Here is a 17,124-nt window from a genome sequence, read left to right on the forward strand (position 1 = left end):
GCGCGGGGGAGGGCACGACCGGGGCGTCACGCTAGGAGCACCGGGTGTCCGGCGGGTGAACACGGCGTGCCCGGCAGCCGACCCGGCGAGCGGGAGGGCGGCCGGGCACGGCGGGTCGACGGGTCAGTGCCCGACGGGCAGCGGGACGTCGGATTCGGCGGGACGCCGGACGAAGAAGGCCGCGACGATCGCGAGGGAGGCGATGGACGCTCCCCAGACGAAGGCCGAGTGGATCCCTCCGGCCGAGGCCGTGACCTGGTCGGCGCCCTCGCGGGCGAGCGCGGCCGACTGGATCGAGAGCACGGTGACGAACAGCGCCGTGCCGGCCGCGCCTCCGAGCTGCTGCACGGTGCCGATGATGGCGCTGCCGTGCGAGTAGAACTTCGGCTTCACCGAGCCCAGGCCCGCGGTGAACAGCGGAGTGAAGACGAACGCCAGCCCGAGGCTCAGCACCACGTGCAGCGACAGGATGAACATCGACGACGAGTTCTCGTCGAGGAAGGTGAAGCCCCACAGCGCGGCGGCGACGACCACCGAGCCGGGCACCAGCAGCACGCGCGGCCCGAAGCGGTCGTATCCGCGTCCGACGAACGGCGCCAGCAGGCCCATCAGCAGCCCGCCGGGGAGCAGCAGCAGACCGGTCTCCAGCGGCGTCAGCCCGAGGACGTTCTGCGTGTAGAGCGGCAGCAGGATCAGCGTGCCGAAGAGCGCTGACATGCTGACCGCCATCATCACGATGGCCACGGTGAAGCCGCCGGAGGTGAAGGTGCGCAGGTCGAGCAGGGCGCGGTCGGTCCGCTGCAGCGAGAGCTGGCGCAGGATGAAGCCGGCGAGGCCGAGGCCCGCGACGACGAACGGCACCCATGGAGCGACGACCGCCTCGCCGCCCTCGCCGAGCGAGCTGAGGCCGTAGACCAGGCCGCCGAAGCCGAAGACCGAGAGCACGACCGAGAGGGAGTCGATCGGGATCTTGCGCGGCTCCGTCACGTTCTCCACCTTGCGGAGGCCCAGGAGCAGTGCGCCGACCGCGATCGGCAGCACGATCCAGAACATCCAGCGCCAGCTGAGGAAGTTGAGGATGACGCCCGAGATCGTCGGGCCGACGGCGGGGGCGACCGAGATCACGATCGAGATGTTGCCCATCATCCGGCCGCGGATCGACGGCGGGACGAGGGTCATCACCGTGGTCATCAGCAGCGGCATCATGATGGCCGTGCCGCCGGCCTGCACGACGCGCGCGGCCAGCAGCACCTCGAAGGTGGGGGCCAGCGCGGCGCTGAGCGTGCCGAGGCTGAACAGGGTCATGGCGGCCGCGAAGAGCGTGCGCGTGTGCAGGCGCTGGATCAGGTAGCCGGTGATCGGGATCACGACGGCCATCGTCAGCATGAACGCCGTCGACAGCCACTGGCCCACGTGCGCCTCGACGCCGAAGTCGCGCATGAGGTCGGGCAGCGCCACGCTCATGATCGTCTCGTTGAGGATGACGACGAACGCCGACACCAGCAGCAGGCTGATGACGAGGCGGCTGCGCGGCTCGAGCACGGCGGACGGCGCCGGCGTGCGGTCTCGGGGTGCGGCGGACTCCCGCGTCTCGGGAAGGGTGCGCTCGGTCACAGGGTCTCCGGTCGTGAGGTCGTGCAGGTGTCTGGTGAGGCGGGTGCGAGGTCGCACGGAGGCGACGACGATCTGCTGCGCATCGCGGCGGCGCCGTCGGTGCCGGTCGCGCAGGGCTCGAGGTGTCAGAACCTTCCCAGGTGCCTCCGACATTCCCGATCGGGCGAGATCCGTCGCCGTCCGCGGGATCAGGCCCGCTCGACGACCTCCGCGAAGGCCGACGCGGCGCGCTCGGCGTCCTCCGCCGTCGACTCCGCTCCGAAGCTGAACCGCACCGCGGTCTGGGCGACGCGCGGGTCGATCCCCAGCGCGAGCAGCACGTCGGAGGGCTCGTCGCGACCGGCCGCGCAGGCCGAGCCGCTCGAGACCACCACTCCGCGCTCCTCCAGTGCCAGCAGGATCGACTCGCCACTGCGGCCGGGCACGACGTAGGAGGCGATCGACGGCAGTCGGTGCTCCGCCGATCCGGTAGCGGCCGCCCGGGGCGCGAGCGCGGCGACCCTCTCCGCGAAGGCGTCCCTCACCGCGGCGACACGAGCGGCGCGCGACGGGTCGACCAGCGACACCGCGGTGCCGAGCGCGACGGCGAACGCCACGTTCTCGGTGCCCGAGCGCCGGTCCCGCTCCTGGCCGCCCCCGTGCAGGAGCGGCTCGAACGGCAGTCGACTGCGCAGCATCAGCGCGCCGACCCCCTTCGGAGCGCCGAGCTTGTGCCCCGAGATCGAGACCGCGTCGGCCCCCATCGACGGCAGGTCGATCCAGCCCGCCGCCTGCACCGCATCGACGTGCAGCGGGATGCGCTGCTCGCGGCAGAGCGCGGCCACGGCCGCCACGTCCTGCACCGTGCCGATCTCGTTGCTGGCGGCCAGGATCGACACGAGCGCGGTCCCCGGCGTCAGCAGAGCGGCCAGCGCCTCGAGGTCCAGCCGACCGACGGAGTCGACCGGCGCCACGAGGACTTCGAAGCCGTGCACGCGGCGCAGGAAGTCGGCCGACTCCACCGTCGCCTCGTGCTCGATCGCCGAGATCACGATCCGCCGCTCCCGGGGCGCCCCGAGCGCGACGCCCTTGACCGCCGTATTGATCGACTCGGTGCCGCCGGCGGTGAACAGCGTCTCGGAGGCGCGCCCGCCCAGGAACCGGGCGACGCGTCTCCGCGCCTCCTCCAGCGCACGCGCCGCCACTTCGCCCAGCGCGTGACTGCTCGACGGGTTGCCGAACTCGCCCGTCAGGAACGGCCACATCGCCTCGAGCGCCTCGCGGCGCACGGGCGAGGTCGCCGCGTGGTCGAGGTAGATCACGGAGCGGGCGCCTCGATGTCGATGTCGAGCCCGAGGTCGAGCGAGCGGACGCTGTGCGTGAGCGCGCCGACCGAGATCACGTCGACGCCCGCCTCGGCGATGGCCCGCACCGTCTCGAGGTTCACGCCGCCGCTGGCCTCGACGACCGCCCGGCCGCCGATCAGCGTCACGCCCTGGCGCAGCTGCTCCGGAGCGAAGTTGTCGAGCATGATCGTGTCGGCTCCTCCGGCGAGCGCCGGCTCGATCTGCTCGAGGCGATCGACCTCGACCTCGATGTGGGTGGTGTGCGGCACCGCGGCCCGCGCCGCCTGCAGCGCGGCCGTCAGGTCGATGCCGCGCTGGGCGAGGATCGCGAGGTGGTTGTCCTTCGCGAGGATCGCGTCCGACAGCGAGGAGCGGTGGTTGCGTCCGCCGCCGCTGCGCACCGCGTGGCGCTCGAACGCGCGGAGCCCCGGGGTCGTCTTCCGCGTGTCGACGATCCGCGCGCGCGTCCCCTCCACCGCCTTCACGTAGTACGCGGTGAGGGTGGCGATGCCGCTCATCCGCTGCACGAGGTTCAGCGCGACGCGCTCGCCGCGCAGCACGCCGCCGGCGGGACCGTCGATCTCGGCGAGCACGGCGCCCGCGGCGAACGACGCGCCGTCCTCGATCAGCACGCTCGTGCGGATGCGGGAGTCGGCCTGCAGCATCGTGCCGACCAGGACGGCTCCGCCGCTGAAGACCCCCGCCTCGCGGGCGACGAGCCGCGCGGACGCCGTCGCGTCGGCCGGGATCAGCGTCTCGGTGGTGATGTCGCCCCAGGGGGCGTCCTCCTCGAGCGCGAGGGTGACGAGTCGTTCGATGCTCTGACGGGTCAGCACGGCACGGCGACCTTTCTTCTTCCGGCGACGCGGTACGCGGTCGCCTCGGTGAGGGGGTGGTCGGTGCGGTGGTGGGCGCCGCGCGACTCCGATCGGGCGAGGGCCGCCTCGATCAGGGCCCGGCCGCACTCCACGAGGTTCGCGTCCTCGAGAGTGCGGAGCGAGAGGGGGGCCTCGGCGCCGCGGAGCGCCGCCCGGGCGCTCTCGAGCCCCGAGGCGTCGCGCGACACCCCGGCTCCGGCCCACATCGCCGCCTGCAGCGCCGAGCGGTCGAGGGCGAGCGGAGTGACGGGTCGTGCCACCGCGGCGGGCGCTGTCGCCGGGGCGGTCGCGTCCAGGGCCTCCGCCGTCCGACGGGCGAAGACGACGCCCTCGAGCAGGCTGTTCGAGGCGAGCCGGTTCGCGCCGTGGACGCCGGTGCAGGCGACCTCGCCGACGGCGAACAGGCCCGGGAGGCTGGTGCGCCCGTCGAGATCGGTGGCGACGCCGCCCATCCAGTAGTGCGCGGCCGGAGTCACGGGCACGAGGTCCTCGGCGAGCGAGAGGCCGTTCGCCCGGCAGGCGGCCGAGATGCTCGGGAACCGCTTCGCGAGCACCGCGGGGTCGAGGTGGCGGGCGTCGAGGTGCACGGGCAGGCCGCCCTGGCGGAGCATCCGCTCGGCGATGGCCCGGGCGACGACGTCGCGGGGCGCGAGCTCGGCGTCGGGGTGGACGCCGATCATGAAGCGCTCGCCGGCGGCGTCGCGGAGCACCGCTCCCTCGCCGCGGACCGCCTCCGAGACGAGGAAGCCGCCGGGCAGCGCGAGCGCCGTGGGGTGGAACTGGTAGAATTCCAGGTCGGCCGCCTCGGCTCCGGCGCGCAGGGCGGCGGCGAGCCCGTCGCCGGTGGCGACCTCGGGATTGGTCGTGTGGCTGAACAGCCGGCCCGCGCCGCCCGTCGCGAGGACGACCGAGTCGGCGTCGATCCGCTCGACGGAGCCGTCCCGGAGGACGTCGACGCCCACCACCGCGGGCCCCGGGCGCACGAGATCGACCAGGGCGGTGCGCTCGAGCACGGTCACGGGAGCGGCCCGCACGGCCCGCACGAGCGCCTCCTCGATCGCCGAGCCGGTCGCGTCGCCGCCCGCGTGCAGGATGCGCGAGCGCGAGTGCGCCGCCTCGAGTCCGCGGGCGAGGTCCCCGCCGTCGCGGTCGAAGCCGACGCCCCACGCCAGCAGCGCCTCCACGGCGGCCGGCCCCTCGGAGCAGAGCACCTCGACGGCCGAGCGCGAGCAGAGCCCGGCTCCGGCGGTCAGGGTGTCCTCGATGTGCAGGGCGACGGAGTCCTCCGCGGACGTGACCGCGGCGATCCCGCCCTGCGCCCAGCGCGTGCTCGACTCCGCGACCGCGCCCTTGGTGACCAGCACCACCTCGTGGCGGCGCGAGGCGAGCAGCGCGGTCACGAGCCCCGCGATCCCGCTGCCGACGACGACGACCCGCGACACGTCAGGCCGCCGTCGGAGCCGTCGGGCCGGTGGGCGGAACGGCCGCGAGCATCCGCTCGAGCGCGATCTCCGCCTCGGCCTTCACCGAGTCGTCCACCGAGATGCGGTTGTGCACGACGCCGGAGACCAGGCCTTCGAGCACCCAGGCGAGGTAGCCGGGGTGGATGCGGTACATGGTCGAGCACGGGCAGACGACGTCGTCGAGGCAGAAGATCGTGTGCTGCGGGTACTGCACGGCGAGGCGCTGCACCAGGTTGATCTCGGTGCCGATCGCGAAGGTCGTGCCCGCCGGGGCGGCCTGGATCGCCTTCACGATGTAGTCCGTGGATCCGTACTCGTCGGCGGCGTCGACGACCGCCATCGGGCACTCCGGGTGCACGATCACGCGGACACCGGGGTGCTCGGCGCGCGCCTTCTCGATCTGGCCGACGGTGAACCGCTTGTGCACCGAGCAGAAGCCGTGCCAGAGGATCACCTGCGCGTCCAGGAGCGTCTGCACGTCGGAGCCGCCCTGCGCCTTCCGCGGGTTCCACATCGGCATGCGCTCCAGCGGCACGCCCATGGCCTTGGCCGTGTTGCGGCCCAGGTGCTGGTCGGGGAAGAAGAGCACCCGCTGCCCGCGCGCGAACGCGTCCTCGAGGACGGTGGCGGCGTTCGAGGAGGTGCAGACCACTCCGCCGTTCCGACCGCAGAAGGCCTTCAGCGCGGCGGAGGAGTTCATGTAGGTGACCGGGATCAGCGGCACGCGGCCGTCCGCGTCCGGCTCGGTGCCGTAGAGCTCGGTGAGCTCGGCCCACGCGTCCTCGACCGAGTCGATGTCGGCCATGTCGGCCATCGAGCAGCCGGCCGCGAGATTGGGCAGGATCACGGCCTGCTCCGGGCGCGAGAGGATGTCGGCCGTCTCGGCCATGAAGTGCACGCCGCAGAAGACGATCGCCTCGGCGTCCGGACGGCTCTTCGCCGCCTTCGCGAGCTGGAAGGAGTCGCCCACGAAGTCGGCGTACTGCACCACCTCGTCGCGCTGGTAGAAGTGGCCGAGCACGACGACCCGGTCGCCGAGCGTCCGCTTCGCGTCGAGGATGCGGCGGTGCAGCTCGTCGGCGCTCGCCGCGGTGTACTCCTCGGGGAGCCGGCCCTGCACGGGGGCCTCGGCGGGGATCGGATCGGCTTGCGACGCTCCGGGGCCGTAGGCGGGGAGGCCGAGGTCGAACGACCAGGGCGCGTCGGCGAGCTCGGGGGCGCAGGTCTCGCCCGGGGCTCCGCGCTCGATGAGCTGGATGGTGCTGTCGACGGATGTCACGTGTCTCTCCTCGGATGGTGCGGACGGACGGGCGGAGCCGGTGGGTTGCTCAGACCGGCAGCGGCCCGTTGTCGACGAGTGCCACGGACTCGTCGTAGCGGTACAGCCGCGGAGGGCGGTGACGGGTGCCCGCCAGCCGCTGCTCGGTGGGTACCACGGTCTTGGACGCCTCGATGGTGCGGCGGAAGTTCGCCGGGTCGAGGGGCTTCTGCAGGACGGCCTCGTGCACCTCGCGCAGCTGCGCGAGGGTGAAGGTCTCGCCGAGGAAGGCCTGCGCGATGCGGGAGTACTCCATCTTGTTGCGCAGACGCCACAGGGCGTAGTCGACGATCAGCCCGTGATCGAAGGCCAGCTCGAGCGGCAGGTCGGTGCACAGCCAGGTGACGTTCTCGCCCACGATCGCCTCGTCGGCCTCGGAGGTGCGCACGAGAGCCCAGTAGACGATCGAGACCACGCGGCGCTCGCCGGGGGAGCGGTCGGGGCCGCCCACGGCGTAGAGCTGCTCCAGGTAGCGGGGCCCGAGTCCGGTGGTCTCCCGCAGAGTGCGGCGGGCGGCCTCGGCGAGGTCCTCCTCGGCACGGAGGGGGCCGCCGGGGAGCGCCCAGAGGCCCTCGAACGGCTCGCGGATGCGGCGGACGACGGGGATCCAGACGGTGCTCGCCCCGGTCTCGGGGTGCGGGCGCAACGCGAAGATCACGGTCGAGACGGCGAGCCGCGGCAGTGCTTCGTCCATGGCGGATCCCTACTAAGAGTCGCACTGACTGTAAGTGCTGCCGCGAGCTTAGTGTCACTCCGACCCGAACACCAGACCCTTCGTGCTCTCCGCGAGATGCCACTCCGGAACGGGACACGCCGAGGGAGCCGTACCGAAGTGGCATCTCGGAGGAGAGGACAGCGCACGCGGCACCCCGCTAGGGTGAGCGGACAACCGAATACCGGGCCGCATACGCGACGCGGGAGAGCCGACTCCGTCGGCACCGAAGGAGCAAGCCTCCCCGCCAATCTCTCAGGTCTTGTACCGCGTCGAACTGGCCACTCTGGAAATGCGTCGCGGAGCGACGAGCCGCCTGCGCGGTGCGCTCACTCCGACGGGGCAGCCCACGGTGAAAGCGCCGCTCCGAGCGGCGTGAACCTCTCAGGCATCCCGACAGAGGGGGAGTTCCCACGGCACTGCTGTGCCTCGCACCATCGACCTGTGCGGGCGCGTGCGCAGCACTGCGACGAATTGGAGAACTCATGTCCGAGATCCGAACGACCCTCCCCGCCGAGACCCCCGAGCCGCGCCGCTCCCCGCTGCACGACGTGCACGTGGCGGCCGGCGCCTCCTTCACCGACTTCGCCGGCTGGTGGATGCCGGTGCGCTACTCCGGCGACCTCGCCGAGCACCACGCGGTGCGCACCGCCGCCGGCCTCTTCGACCTCTCCCACATGGGCGAGATCCTGGTCGTCGGCCCCGAGGCGGTGGACGCCCTGGACTACGCGCTCGCGAGCGACCTGAGCGCCGTCGCCGTCGGTCGCGCCAAGTACACGCTCCTGCTCGACCGCACCGGCGGCGTCATCGACGACCTCGTCGTCTACCGCACCGGCGAGGACCGCTTCATGGTCGTCGCGAACGCCTCCAACCGGCACGTGGTCGCCGAGCAGCTGCGCGACCGCACGGCCATGTTCGACTGCGAGCTGTTCGACGAGAGCGACGACGTCGCCCTGATCGCGATCCAGGGCCCGAAGTCGCTCGAGATCCTGCAGAACGTGCAGGGCCTCGCCGTCGAGACCGAGCGGGGAGCGGAGTCGGTGCTCGACACCGACGACGCCGCTCGCCTGCTCGAGGAGCTGCGCTACTACCGCGCGGTGCCCGCGACCTTCGAGGCGCATCCGATCCTCATCGCCCGCACCGGCTACACCGGCGAGGACGGCTTCGAGATCTACGTCGCCCCCGACACCGCCCCCGCCCTGTGGGAGGCGCTCGCCGAGACGGGCGCCGGAGCGGGCCTCGTGCCGGCCGGACTCGCCGCGCGCGACACGCTGCGCCTCGAGGCGGGCATGCCGCTCTACGGCCACGAGCTCTCCCGTGAGATCTTCCCCGCGCAGGCCGGCCTCGGCCGCGTCGTCGCCTTCGGCAAGCCGATCGACTTCGTCGGCCGCGCCGCCAGCGAGGAGGGCCCCGCCGGGGACGCTCCCGTGCTCGTCGGCCTCGTCGGCGAGGGCCGCCGTGCCGCCCGCGCCGACTACCCCGTCTTCTCCGAGAGCGGCGACGAGATCGGAGTCGTCACCAGCGGCGTCCTCTCGCCCACGCTCGGCGTCCCCGTGGCCATGGCCTACGTGGCCCCCGCGCAGGCGCAGCCCGGCACCGTCGTCGCCGTCGACATCCGCGGCAGCCGTCTTCCCATGACCGTCACCGCCCTCCCCTTCTACTCCAGAAAGAAGATCTGACATGGCCGTCCCCTCCGACCTGCAGTACACCTCCGATCACGAGTGGATCGCCGTCGACGGTGACGTCGCGACGGTGGGCATCACGGCCTACGCCGCCGACAAGCTGGGCGACGTCGTCTTCGTCGAGCTGCCCGACGCGGGCTCCCGCGTCGAGGGCGGCAGCGTCGTCGGCGAGATCGAGTCGACCAAGTCCGTCGGCGAGCTGTTCGCGCCGGTCGACGGCGAGGTGCTCGAGGTCAACTCCGGCGTCGTCGACAGCCCCGAGCTGGTCAACTCCGACCCGTTCGGCGAGGGCTGGCTCATCAAGGTGCGCTTCGACGCGCTGCCCGACGGCCTGCTCGACGCCGCGGCCTACGGCGAGCTGGTCGGAGAGTAGATGTCGACCCCCCGCACCCCCTCCGAGTTCGAGTCCCGGCACATCGGGACCGACGCCGACGCCCAGCGCACGATGCTGGCCGCCCTCGGCTACGACTCCGTCGACGCGCTGGTCACCGCCGCCGTCCCCGAGTCGATCCGCGTCCGCGACCTGGCCCCCGTTCTGCCGGAGCCCGCGACCGAGACCGAGGCGCTCGCCGAGCTGCGCGCCCTCGCGGCCCGCAACACCGTGCGCCGCCCGCTGATCGGCCTCGGCTACCACGGCACGCTCACGCCCGCCGTCATCAAGCGGAACGTCCTCGAGAACCCCAGCTGGTACACGGCCTACACGCCCTACCAGCCCGAGATCTCCCAGGGCCGGCTCGAGGCGCTGATCAACTTCCAGACCATGGTCTCGGACCTCACGGGTCTCGACACGGCCGGAGCCTCGATGCTCGACGAGGGCACCGCCGTCGTCGAGGCGATGCTGCTGACGCGTCGCGCCTCCAAGGCCCGCTCCGACGTCTTCGTCGTCGACTCCGACGCGCTGCCGCAGACCCTGGCGCTGCTGCGCGGGCGGGCGGAGGCGGTGGGGATCCGCGTCGTGGAGCTGCCGCTCTCGCGGACGTCCGCCGCCGAGGTCCCCGAGTGCTTCGGCGCCCTCGTGCAGTACCCCGGCGCCTCCGGCCACCTCTGGGACCCCTCCGCGGTGCTCGCCGCGGTGAAGGCCCACGGCGGCCTCGGAGTCGTCGCCGCCGACCTGCTCGCCCTCACCCTCGTCCGCTCGCCGGGCGAGCTCGGGGCGGACGTCGCGGTCGGCACCTCGCAGCGCTTCGGCGTCCCGATGGGCTTCGGCGGACCGCACGCCGGCTACCTCGCCGTCCGCAAGGGCCTCGAGCGCCAGCTGCCCGGCCGTCTCGTCGGAGTCAGCCAGGACGCGGACGGGCACCCCGCCTACCGCCTGTCCCTCCAGGCCCGCGAGCAGCACATCCGCCGCGAGAAGGCGACCTCGAACATCTGCACGGCGCAGGTCCTCCTGGCCGTCATGGCCGCGATGTACGCCGTCTACCACGGCCCCGACGGCCTCGCCCGGATCGCGGAGCAGGTGCACTCGCGGGCCGCTCTGCTCGCGCGGCTCCTGCTCGACCGCGGTCACTCGCTCCGTCACGCCGACTTCTTCGACACCGTCTCGGTCGTCGTCCCGCAGGGCGCGGAGGCGGCGGTCGCCCGGGCACGCGAGGCGGGCTTCGACCTGCGCCTCGTCGACGCCGACACGGTGGCCGTCGCGCTCGACGAGACCGTGACGACCGCCGAGGTCGTCGCACTCGCGGTCGCGATCGGCGATCTCGACTCGGCGCACGGCTTCCTCGCCGCATCCGCGCGCTCGATCCCCGTCGCGCTCGAGCGCGCCACCCCGTTCCTCGTGCACCCGGTCTTCACCACCCACCGCAGCGAGACGTCGATGATGCGCTACCTCAAGCGCCTCGCCGACGCCGACTACGCGCTGGACCGCGGCATGATCCCGCTCGGCTCGTGCACCATGAAGCTCAACGCCGCCGCCGAGATGGAGGCGGTCAGCTGGCCCGAGTTCGCGAACCTGCACCCGTTCGCCCCCGAGGCCGACGTGCAGGGCTCGCTCGCGCTGATCGACCAGCTCGAGCGCTGGCTCGCGCACCTCACCGGCTACGACTCCGTCTCGCTGCAGCCCAACGCGGGCTCGCAGGGCGAGCTCGCGGGTCTGCTCGCGATCCGCGGCTACCACCGCGCGCAGGGCGACCTCGAGCGCACCGTGTGCCTCATCCCCTCGAGCGCGCACGGCACCAACGCGGCGAGCGCGGTGCTCGCGGGCATGCGCGTCGTCGTCGTCGCCTGCGACGAGCTGGGCAACGTCGACCTCGACGACCTGCGCGCGAAGATCGCCGCGCACGCGGCGGACCTCGCGGCACTCATGATCACGTACCCGTCGACGCACGGCGTCTACGAGCACGAGGTCTCCGAGATCTGCCGACTCGTGCACGAGGCCGGCGGGCAGGTCTACGTCGACGGGGCCAACCTCAACGCGCTGCTGGGCTTCGCGCGGTTCGGCGACTTCGGCGGAGACGTCTCGCACCTCAACCTGCACAAGACGTTCTGCATCCCGCACGGCGGCGGCGGCCCCGGAGTGGGACCCGTCGCGGCCAAGGCGCACCTCGCTCCGTTCCTGCCCGGGCACCCGCTCGCGCAACGCCTCGAGCACGCGATCGGCCAGCACGGCGAGACCGTCGTGCACGGCGGCGTCCCGGTCTCGGCCGCGCCCTACGGCAGCCCGGGCATCCTCCCGATCTCGTGGGCCTACGCCCGGATGATGGGCGAGGACGGCCTGCGCGCTGCGACCGGCGCCGCCGTGCTCTCGGCCAACTACGTCGCCGCGCGCCTGCGCGAGCACTTCCCGGTGCTCTACACGGGCGAGAACGGCCTGGTCGCGCACGAGTGCATCCTCGACATCCGCCCGCTCACCGCGGCGACCGGAGTGACCGTGGACGACGTCGCGAAGCGCCTCGTCGACTACGGCTTCCACGCCCCCACCATGAGCTTCCCCGTCGCGGGGACGCTGATGGTCGAGCCGACCGAGAGCGAGGACCTCGCCGAGATCGACCGCTTCATCGACGCGATGATCGGCATCAAGGCCGAGGCCGACCGTGTCGGTGCGGGGGAGTGGCCGGTGGACGACAACCCGCTGCGCAACGCCCCGCACACCGCGGAGTGCCTCGTCACCGGCGAGTGGACGCACCCGTACTCGCGCGAGGAGGCGGTCTACCCCGTCCGCTCGCTCGTGCGCGGCAAGTACTGGCCGCCGGTCCGCCGCGTCGACCAGGCCTTCGGCGACCGCAACCTGGTCTGCGCCTGCCCGCCGATCGAGGCCTTCGCCTGATCGGCCGGCAGGTGCCTGTCCGCAACCGAGGCTGAAATGCGGGAGCGGGGCGTTCTGCCCGTCTTCCGCCTCGTCCACCCTCGATTGCGAACACGGACGGTCCTCCCCATGAGGTCGCCGCGGCGTGCAGTCCACGGATCGTCGCTGAACGTGCTCAGGTGAGTGCGCATCCGGCGATCGTGATGCCGTGGAACGCCTCATGCATGTCCTGGCAGGACTCGACGGAGTCGCGACGACGGCGCAGCTCGCTCGCGCCGGAGTTACGGCGCGCGATCTTCGAGCGGCGGTCGACTCCGGAGCCGTCCTTCGGCTGAGACGCGGATGGTTCGCGCTTCCCGCCGTTGCGCTCGTTCAGCGCCGCGCCGTTGCAGCCGGCGGCGTTCTCAGCTGCGCTTCGGGCCTGGACGCTCGCGGCCTCTGGGTGCTCGAGACGGGCCGACTGCACGTCGCCGTCCCGCCCCACTCCTCAGAGCGCCGAGCAGGCGACGGCACGGTGCTGCATTGGCGCGCGTGGGAGGGATGCGGTCCTGAGACGTCGTCGCTCGACGGCCTCCGCTCCTCCCTGCTCCATCTGCTCGCCTGCGTCGACGGCGAGAACGCCCTCATGACGTTCGACAGCGCCGTGAACTCGGGCGCGATCGCGCTCGATGATCTCCTCGCACTGCGCGGTCTCGCGCCCACCGGCAGGCAGTGGGTGTTCGACGAGGTGGACCCCTTGTCCCAGTCCGGTCTGGAGACGAGGGTGCGCCGATGCGGTCGCCGGTTGGGCGTCCGCGTGAGGTCGCAGGTGCCGATCCCCCGGGTGGGGCGGGTCGACGTCCTTCTGGGGGAGCGGCTCGTGTTCGAGCCCGATGGCCGTGCATTCCACTCCGGCTCCCACCAGCTCGAGGAGGACTACCGGCGGAGCCTCGAGCTGGCGGCTCAGGGGTACCTCTGCATCCGGCTCTCGACCCGTCAGATCATCGCCTCGTGGGAGCGGACCGAAGACGTCATCAGGGGTCTCGTCCAGCGCAAGGAGCACCTCTGGTCCGGTCGGCAGCACGGTGAGCGTCGGTAACCGAGGTCGATCCGCGGCAGAAGACGGTCAGACCCTGCCTCCCACGCTCTGAACCTCGGTTGCGTACGGGCTCCAGCTAGGAAGCGGGCTCCGGCGCCGCGAACAGCTCCGGCCAGAGCGCCACCGCCAGCGGGTACCCCACGAACGACACGATGTCGATGATCGAGTGCGCGATCACCAGGGGCAGCGTCCGTCCGAACCGCTGGTAGAACAGTCCGAACACCACGCCCATGATCACGTTGCCGAGGAACGGCCCGATGCCCTGGTAGAGGTGGTAGCTGCCCCGGAGCAGCGCGCTGGCGAACAGGATCCGCCACCGTCCCCAGCCGAGGTCGCCCAGCCGCGCGAAGAGGTAGCCGACCACGATCACCTCCTCCTGGATCCCCGCTCGGATCGCCGAGAGGATCAGCACGGGGACGGTCCACCAGTACGCGTCCAGCGGAGACGCGACGACCGCCACCGTCACGCCCAGGGCCCGTCCGACCGCGTACAGCGCGATCCCGGGGGCGCCGATCGCGATCGCGAGCACGGTCCCGGTGCCGAGATCGCGCAGCGGATGCCGCAGATCCAGTCCCAGCCGCCCGAGCGGCCGCCCGGAGCTCTGCCAGAGCAGGAACGCGCAGAGAGCCACCGGCACCAGGTCGAAGAACAGCGCCAGCAGCTGGTAGATCAGGTCGAACACCGGGCGGTCGCTGAGTGCTCCGTTCAGCGTCGCCGTCTGCTCCGACAGCGCGACGCCGCGCGTGAGCCGATTCGTGATCGAGACGACGGAGTAGATCGCGGAGGCGCCGAGCGACAGCCCCAGGACGAGCAGGATCTCGACCCGAACGCGCCAACCGCTGTTCAAATCTTGCACGCTGTGCGCCATTAATGAGACCTCCTCGAAACGATTGATATTTGCGATACACCCTTGTTTGGCGCTCGAATCCTGCATTTTGCGATGCAAAGTTCACTTCGCTGTTACTGCTGTGTAACGGTTTCCAGGTGCTTTTGTTGTCATAGCGCGCCAATGCATAGTCTCGTGGACGGCACTCGCGCGGGGGCCAACAGTCTCTCGTGCGCCGACGCCGTCGCTACGCGCGCGGCCACCACAGCATCCGGGAAATCACTTCCCGTGCGCCCTCACACCACTGGAGGAATAGTGAAAATCAGACGTTTCGGCCTCGGAGCTCTGGCGCTCGTCGCCGCGAGCACCCTGGTCCTCGCCGGCTGCAGCAGCTCGAACGACGACGGCGGGGGAGATGCGGCCGGAGACTCCGCCGCGATCATCCTCACCAACGGCTCCGAGCCGCAGAACCCGCTGGTCCCGACCAACACCAACGAGGTGGGCGGCGGCAAGATCCTCGACGAGATCTTCGCCGGTCTCTACTACTACGACGCCGAGGGCGCGGCGCAGCCCGACCTGGCCGAGTCGGTCGAGTCGGACGACGCGCAGAACTACACCATCACGATCGAGTCGGGCCGCACCTTCACCAACGGTGAGGAGATCACGGCCCAGTCCTTCGTGGACGCGTGGAACTACGGCGCGAAGTACTCCAACGAGCAGCTCCAGAGCTACTTCTTCGAGGACATCGAGGGCTTCAGCTACGACGAGGACACCGAGCTGACCGGCCTGAAGGTCGTCGACGACACGACGTTCACCGTCGCGCTCTCGGCCCCCAAGTCGGACTTCCCGCAGCGTCTGGGCTACTCGGCCTACTACCCGCTGCCCAGCGTCGCCTACGACGACATGGACGCCTTCGGTGAGAACCCGATCGGCAACGGCCCGTACATGCTCGACGGCGAGGGCGCGTGGCAGCACGACGTCCAGATCGACCTGGTCGTGAACCCCGACTACGACGGACCCCGCGTCCCGGTCAACGGCGGCATCACCATCACGTTCTACGCGACCCAGGACGCGTCGTACGCCGACCTGCTCGCCGGCAACGTCGACGTGATCGACCAGATCCCGGACTCCGCGTTCGGCACCTTCGAGAGCGACCTCGGCGACCGCGCGGTCAACCAGGCCTCCGCCGTCTTCCAGTCCTTCACGATCCCGGAGCGCCTCGAGCACTTCAGCGGTGAAGAGGGCAAGCTCCGCCGCCAGGCCATCTCGATGGCCTTCGACCGCGAGCAGATCACCGACGTCATCTTCGAGGGCACCCGCACCCCCGCCTCCGACTTCACCTCCCCGGTGATCGACGGCTGGAGCGACTCCCTCGAGGGCGCCGAGGTGCTCGAGTACAACCCCGACGAGGCGAAGAAGCTGTGGGCCGAGGCCGACGCGATCTCCCCGTGGACGGGCACCTTCTCGATCGCCTACAACGCCGACGGCGGCCACCAGGGCTGGGTCGACGCCGTGTCGAACGCGGTCAAGAACACGCTCGGCATCGACGCGGTGGGCGAGGCCTACCCGACCTTCGCCGAGGCGCGCACCAAGATCGTCGACCGCTCGATCGAGACCGCGTTCCGCACCGGATGGCAGGCCGACTACCCGGGTCTGTACAACTTCCTGGGCCCGCTGTACGCGACCAACGCCTCATCGAACGACGGTGACTACTCGAACCCCGAGTTCGACCAGCTCCTGGCCGACGGCTCGGCCGAGACCGACCTCGCGACCGCGAACGAGGACTACCAGAAGGCTCAGGAGGTCCTGCTCCAGGACCTGCCCTCGATCCCGCTCTGGTACGCCAACGTGACCGGTGGCTACAGCGAGACCGTGTCCGACGTAGAGTTCGGATGGAACTCGGTTCCGCTGTTCTACCAGATCACCAAGAGCTGACATCAGACACGACGGGCGCTTCGCCCGCGGGGACGGCACGACCGTTCCCGCGGGCGGAGCGCCTTGTTCGGTCACGATCGAATGAGGTCCACCATGCGACACCGGAACAGGCAGGGCTGACGTGCTCGCCTACATCGTCCGACGCATCCTGCAAGCCGTCCCCGTCCTGATCGGGACGACGTTCCTGATCTACTTCATGGTCTTCGCCATGCCGGGGAACCCCCTCCTCGCCCTCTTCGGCGACAAGACCCCGAACGCCGCGCTCCTCGCGCGCCTCGAGGAGCAGTACCACCTGAACGAGCCGTTCATCGTGCAGTACCTCTACTACCTCGGCGGCGTCGTCCGCGGCGACTTCGGCATCTCCTTCTCCGGGCAGTCGGTGAACGACATCCTCGCCCGCACCTTCCCGGTCACGCTCACCCTCGCCATGATGGCGATCGTCATCGAGATCGTCGTCGCTCTCACGATCGGCCTGATCAGCGGACTGCGGAAGGGCTCGTTCTTCGACGCCAGCGCGCTCGTCGTCAGCCTCCTCCTCGTGTCGGTGCCGATCTTCGTCCTGTGCTTCATCGCCCAGTCCTTCTTCGCCGTGCAGCTCGGTTGGTTCTCGCCCACGGTCGGCGGGTCGCCGACGTTCGAGCGGCTCCTGCTGCCCGCCATCGTGCTCGCGCTGTTCGTGGTCGCCTCCGCGATCCGCCTCACGCGCGGCTCGGTCATCGAGACCGCCGGCTCCGACTTCGTCCGCACCGCCTACAGCAAGGGACTCTCGCGCAAGCGCGTCGTGCCCGTGCACATCCTGCGCAACTCGCTGATCCCGGTGACGACCCAGTTCGGCGCCGACTTCGGCCTGCTGATCGTCGGTGCGACGGTCACCGAGGGCATCTTCAACGTTCCCGGAGTCGGGAACACGCTCTACCAGGCGATCATCCGAGGGGAGCGGCCGACCGTCGTCTCCTTCGTCACGGTCATGGTGCTGTTCTACCTCGTGGTGAACATCCTCGTCGACCTGCTCTACGCCGTACTCGACCCGAGGATCCGCTATGCCAAATGAG

General features: G+C 71.2%; 13 protein-coding genes, 1 pseudogene and 1 riboswitch. Of the genes and pseudogenes, 7 read left to right on the forward strand and 7 right to left on the reverse strand.

Annotation, left to right across the window (positions count from 1 at the left end):
- Positions 1-123: 123 nt before the first annotated feature.
- From C1I63_RS11645 to C1I63_RS11670, 6 genes are all read right to left on the reverse strand, one after another.
- The gene (locus C1I63_RS11645) at positions 124-1,614 is read right to left on the reverse strand and encodes a DHA2 family efflux MFS transporter permease subunit (RefSeq protein WP_425326977.1); all 1,491 of its coding nucleotides are present in this window, start codon (positions 1,612-1,614) and stop codon (positions 124-126) included.
- A 188-nt stretch (positions 1,615-1,802) separates the two neighbouring features.
- Positions 1,803-2,915 (reverse strand): cysteine desulfurase family protein, encoded by a 1,113-nt coding sequence (locus C1I63_RS11650; protein WP_107574885.1) that lies wholly within the window; start codon positions 2,913-2,915, stop codon positions 1,803-1,805.
- A complete protein-coding gene (gene nadC, locus C1I63_RS11655) occupies positions 2,912-3,775 on the reverse strand; it encodes a carboxylating nicotinate-nucleotide diphosphorylase (protein ID WP_107574886.1) in 864 nt (287 codons plus the stop codon). Before nadC ends, C1I63_RS11650 begins: the two co-directional genes overlap by 4 nt.
- Positions 3,769-5,259, reverse strand: coding sequence for an L-aspartate oxidase (nadB, locus tag C1I63_RS11660; RefSeq protein ID WP_107574887.1), 1,491 nt, complete (start codon positions 5,257-5,259; stop codon positions 3,769-3,771). Before nadB ends, nadC begins: the two co-directional genes overlap by 7 nt.
- Position 5,260: 1 nt before the next feature.
- Positions 5,261-6,559 carry a quinolinate synthase NadA gene (gene nadA / locus C1I63_RS11665; RefSeq protein ID WP_107574888.1) on the reverse strand — a complete coding sequence of 433 codons (1,299 nt, stop codon included), beginning with the start codon at positions 6,557-6,559 and terminating at the stop codon, positions 5,261-5,263.
- 49 nt (positions 6,560-6,608) lie between these two features.
- Positions 6,609-7,292 (reverse strand): NUDIX hydrolase, encoded by a 684-nt coding sequence (locus C1I63_RS11670; protein WP_107574889.1) that lies wholly within the window; start codon positions 7,290-7,292, stop codon positions 6,609-6,611.
- A 211-nt stretch (positions 7,293-7,503) separates the two neighbouring features.
- A riboswitch (glycine riboswitch) is annotated at positions 7,504-7,590 on the forward strand.
- A gap of 205 nt (positions 7,591-7,795) precedes the next feature.
- Between C1I63_RS11670 and gcvT the strand changes: the two genes are divergently transcribed.
- The 5 genes and pseudogenes from gcvT to C1I63_RS11690 all read left to right on the forward strand — a co-directional run bounded on the left by gcvT (position 7,796) and on the right by C1I63_RS11690 (position 13,311).
- Entirely contained in the window at positions 7,796-8,989 is a 1,194-nt protein-coding gene (gcvT, locus tag C1I63_RS11675; RefSeq protein ID WP_055788472.1) for a glycine cleavage system aminomethyltransferase GcvT, read from the forward strand.
- A gap of 1 nt (position 8,990) precedes the next feature.
- Positions 8,991-9,365 (forward strand): glycine cleavage system protein GcvH, encoded by a 375-nt coding sequence (gene gcvH, locus C1I63_RS11680; protein ID WP_055788475.1) that lies wholly within the window; start codon positions 8,991-8,993, stop codon positions 9,363-9,365.
- A complete protein-coding gene (gene gcvP / locus C1I63_RS11685; RefSeq protein WP_107574890.1) occupies positions 9,366-12,254 on the forward strand; it encodes an aminomethyl-transferring glycine dehydrogenase in 2,889 nt (962 codons plus the stop codon). It begins immediately after the preceding gene.
- 199 nt (positions 12,255-12,453) lie between these two features.
- Positions 12,454-12,531 (forward strand): annotated as a pseudogene (locus tag C1I63_RS20450) (hypothetical protein); the annotation flags it as partial.
- Between the two features lie 216 nt (positions 12,532-12,747).
- The gene (locus tag C1I63_RS11690; RefSeq protein WP_244907052.1) at positions 12,748-13,311 is read left to right on the forward strand and encodes an endonuclease domain-containing protein; all 564 of its coding nucleotides are present in this window, start codon (positions 12,748-12,750) and stop codon (positions 13,309-13,311) included.
- Between the two features lie 76 nt (positions 13,312-13,387).
- On the opposite strand, the gene C1I63_RS11695 is transcribed toward C1I63_RS11690, so the two are convergent.
- Complete coding sequence (locus tag C1I63_RS11695) at positions 13,388-14,179, reverse strand: CPBP family intramembrane glutamic endopeptidase (RefSeq protein ID WP_107574892.1); 792 nt, start codon at positions 14,177-14,179, stop codon at positions 13,388-13,390.
- Positions 14,180-14,452: 273 nt separating this feature from the next.
- Here C1I63_RS11695 and C1I63_RS11700 point away from each other — a divergent pair, with 273 nt between their 5' ends.
- Both C1I63_RS11700 and C1I63_RS11705 read left to right on the forward strand, forming a co-directional pair.
- On the forward strand, positions 14,453-16,072 hold the full coding sequence (locus C1I63_RS11700; protein ID WP_077221923.1) for a peptide ABC transporter substrate-binding protein: 1,620 nt from the start codon (positions 14,453-14,455) through the stop codon (positions 16,070-16,072).
- 121 nt (positions 16,073-16,193) lie between these two features.
- A complete protein-coding gene (locus C1I63_RS11705; protein WP_107574894.1) occupies positions 16,194-17,123 on the forward strand; it encodes an ABC transporter permease in 930 nt (309 codons plus the stop codon).
- Position 17,124 lies beyond the last annotated feature (1 nt).

This window comes from Rathayibacter caricis DSM 15933, assembly GCF_003044275.1.
Classification (GTDB): domain Bacteria; phylum Actinomycetota; class Actinomycetes; order Actinomycetales; family Microbacteriaceae; genus Rathayibacter; species Rathayibacter caricis.

Coding starts and splice junctions, on each gene's coding strand:
- C1I63_RS11670 (WP_107574889.1), bottom strand. CDS start 7,292: ATGGACGAAGCACTGCCGCGGCTCGCCGTCTCGACCGTGATCTTCGCG.
- gcvT (WP_055788472.1), top strand. CDS start 7,796: ATGTCCGAGATCCGAACGACCCTCCCCGCCGAGACCCCCGAGCCGCGC.
- gcvH (WP_055788475.1), top strand. CDS start 8,991: ATGGCCGTCCCCTCCGACCTGCAGTACACCTCCGATCACGAGTGGATC.
- gcvP (WP_107574890.1), top strand. CDS start 9,366: ATGTCGACCCCCCGCACCCCCTCCGAGTTCGAGTCCCGGCACATCGGG.
- C1I63_RS11695 (WP_107574892.1), bottom strand. CDS start 14,179: ATGGCGCACAGCGTGCAAGATTTGAACAGCGGTTGGCGCGTTCGGGTC.